This window comes from Paenochrobactrum sp. BZR 201-1 (assembly GCF_044987585.2).
GTDB lineage: Bacteria > Pseudomonadota > Alphaproteobacteria > Rhizobiales > Rhizobiaceae > Paenochrobactrum > Paenochrobactrum pullorum.
In genome coordinates, this window is sequence record NZ_JBJDRZ020000020.1 from 1 (window position 1) to 2132 (window position 2132).

At 46.0% G+C, this 2132-nt stretch carries 5 protein-coding genes and 1 tRNA gene; 4 read left to right on the plus strand and 2 right to left on the minus strand.

Going from position 1 to position 2132, the window contains the following annotated elements:
* Nucleotides 1-205 precede the first annotated feature (205 nt).
* The 4 genes from ACI0FR_RS12385 (at nucleotide 206) to ACI0FR_RS12400 (ending at nucleotide 1405) form a co-directional block, all read left to right on the plus strand.
* Entirely contained in the window at nucleotides 206-487 is a 282-nt protein-coding gene (locus ACI0FR_RS12385; RefSeq protein WP_374832924.1) for a hypothetical protein, read from the plus strand.
* A gap of 126 nt (nucleotides 488-613) precedes the next feature.
* Nucleotides 614-687: transfer RNA gene (locus tag ACI0FR_RS12390), tRNA-Cys, on the plus strand.
* Between the two features lie 308 nt (nucleotides 688-995).
* Nucleotides 996-1247, plus strand: coding sequence for a hypothetical protein (locus ACI0FR_RS12395; protein ID WP_343808136.1), 252 nt, complete (start codon nucleotides 996-998; stop codon nucleotides 1245-1247).
* Complete coding sequence (locus ACI0FR_RS12400) at nucleotides 1244-1405, plus strand: hypothetical protein (protein ID WP_404908539.1); 162 nt, start codon at nucleotides 1244-1246, stop codon at nucleotides 1403-1405. Before ACI0FR_RS12395 ends, ACI0FR_RS12400 begins: the two co-directional genes overlap by 4 nt.
* Before the next feature lie 13 nt (nucleotides 1406-1418).
* Here ACI0FR_RS12400 and ACI0FR_RS12405 read toward each other — a convergent pair whose 3' ends face one another.
* Together ACI0FR_RS12405 and ACI0FR_RS12410 are read right to left on the minus strand one after the other, a co-directional pair.
* Nucleotides 1419-1736 carry a hypothetical protein gene (locus ACI0FR_RS12405; RefSeq protein WP_374832928.1) on the minus strand — a complete coding sequence of 106 codons (318 nt, stop codon included), beginning with the start codon at nucleotides 1734-1736 and terminating at the stop codon, nucleotides 1419-1421.
* Between the two features lie 96 nt (nucleotides 1737-1832).
* Nucleotides 1833-2093, minus strand: a complete 261-nt coding sequence (locus ACI0FR_RS12410) for a hypothetical protein (RefSeq protein ID WP_404908535.1) — start codon at nucleotides 2091-2093, stop codon at nucleotides 1833-1835.
* Nucleotides 2094-2132: the final 39 nt, after the last annotated feature.

Here is a 2132-nt window from a genome sequence, read left to right on the forward strand (position 1 = left end):
CGGGGAACAGTTGCTCTTAGTATTAACCAGATGGCGTATAGCAAATGATTTTCTGATTTGCCAAGTCCTAAATCATTATTTTTGAAACTTTTTGGCCCCTTCCCTCAAAAAAGCGATTTTAGACATTATATTGAAGCATAAAAGCAGACAGAACTGTGCATAACTTTCAGAAATCACTAAGAAAATCGCCAATCCGGAAAATCAGATGCCCGCATCAGAATCACAATCGCGCAAAAAACATACGATTCTTATTTTGGGGAAACGCATTCCGATTCCAGCCACCGTTTTCATGCGTCGTGTCGTCGGCTGTGGATTCATAATTGGCGGCTCATTAAGTTTCTTACCGATTTTGGGCATATGGATGCTACCAGTTGGTTTAATTTTGCTGTCGCATGATTCTCATAAAGTAAGACGATTTCGCAGAAATTCCGAAATCTATGTCTTAAGAAAATGGCGCAGCAGCCGCTTTGCCAGGAATAAAGCGTGATACCGACAGGCCAATCGATAAGCCCGTGCATATCAAGCCCTTATTATACAGATATAATTGCTATTTTTATCAACACGGCTTGACGGAATCAAAGCCTTACAATATTGAGAACCCACTTCCAGCGATGGCCTCGTGGCGGAGTGGTTACGCAGAGGACTGCAAATCCTTGCACCCCGGTTCGATTCCGGGCGAGGCCTCCATTTTCCCCTTATTACCATATACAAGTCTTTGTAATATCTGATCTTTTAGGATCGGGTGTGGCACTATGTTCTAACGCTGTTCCGCCACACTTTTTGTGGTGTGGCAACCTGCTATCAAGCTGTTTGTTCCCTGACCTATGGCCACGTCATTTATTAGCCTACGAATCTCAATCGTATTTTTGCTATCCACAGCCCCGAAATACGATTTGACTCTCATATTAAATTAGAACATTTATAGAACAAATTAGCATTTGTGAAAATACACTCAACCCTTTTGCGCATATTTAGCGCCACGGGATAGCTGTGCCATGAGCTGGAAAAGCCAAATACAAGTTCGTGATCTGGAAGATGACCAACGTTTAGAAATGATATGCCTTAAGTGTGGCCGCCTTGTTTACATCAAGAAAGCCGACATTTGTAAGAAGGAAGGTTATGAGCAGCTGTACCTCGATGAAGTTGAGCGGCGTTCACGGTGCCGGGGTAAAGGATGTGATGGACGTTTCCGCATGGCTATGGAGCGTCTCAAGGAATTGAGCGGCTTTGTAGGTGGCATAGCATGAGCGATGAGAAGAAGGTCAGAACATCCAAAGGAATGGATGAACACTGGTGCATGCATGACGGCTGCAAGAAATGGGGAAGCTTCGGCTTTCAAGGACGCTATGGCCAGCTGTGGTTTTGCATGGAGCATAAGGAAGAAGGCGACAACGCACCGAAGTGACTGCCGCCCTCATCTATTTTTTATTTAACCGGTTACTGATTGCTTCAAAGACCGCGTCACTAATCCACATACCGCAAACACCAACAAGAAATGCACCAGCATGGATTGTGACGTTAGAGCCATCGTCTGGTGGTAAAGGGAAATGCACGGCGTTTAAATAGTGAACAAATGGGCTGGTGAGATACCCTGCCGCCAATGCCCCGCATACCGGTGATGCAATAGCTTCTCGGAAAGTATAATTCTTATGTGAGAGCGCCCGAAGTAACCCTCCCGCAAAACCGGCGACAACTACAGAAGCCTTTAAGCCGTATTCGTTTAAAGGATCATCCATCACCAGCACCCCGCTTTATTTCCATAGGCATTATGTCCGGCGATTGATTTACCAGCATGAGAATCGTTTAGCGCCACGTAGACAGCCGTTTCAGGTTTAAGGCTGATCTGCTGCCAGCCCGCGCAATTGCTCACAGTCTGACCGCAACCCGCCAAGCTCAATACAAAGCCGCACAGCATCCATATTGTTGATTGTCTCATTGATACCTGCCCTGCTCTGGATTGCTTGTGTGACGGCCTTTGCGGCTTTAAGCGCTGCATCCTGTTTAGCGTCATGTTGGCCGAGTGCATAAAAAAAGAGGCCTGAAACTGCCCCTCCTATAATCGCGCCGGTGATGTGTTGAAGTGTGAGCCTCATGCAGATTGTTCCTGCATGCGTTTAATCAGGAAATAAACA

Coding starts and splice junctions, on each gene's coding strand:
- ACI0FR_RS12410 (WP_404908535.1), bottom strand. CDS start 2,093: ATGAGGCTCACACTTCAACACATCACCGGCGCGATTATAGGAGGGGCA.
- ACI0FR_RS12395 (WP_343808136.1), top strand. CDS start 996: ATGAGCTGGAAAAGCCAAATACAAGTTCGTGATCTGGAAGATGACCAA.
- ACI0FR_RS12405 (WP_374832928.1), bottom strand. CDS start 1,736: ATGGATGATCCTTTAAACGAATACGGCTTAAAGGCTTCTGTAGTTGTC.
- ACI0FR_RS12400 (WP_404908539.1), top strand. CDS start 1,244: ATGAGCGATGAGAAGAAGGTCAGAACATCCAAAGGAATGGATGAACAC.
- ACI0FR_RS12385 (WP_374832924.1), top strand. CDS start 206: ATGCCCGCATCAGAATCACAATCGCGCAAAAAACATACGATTCTTATT.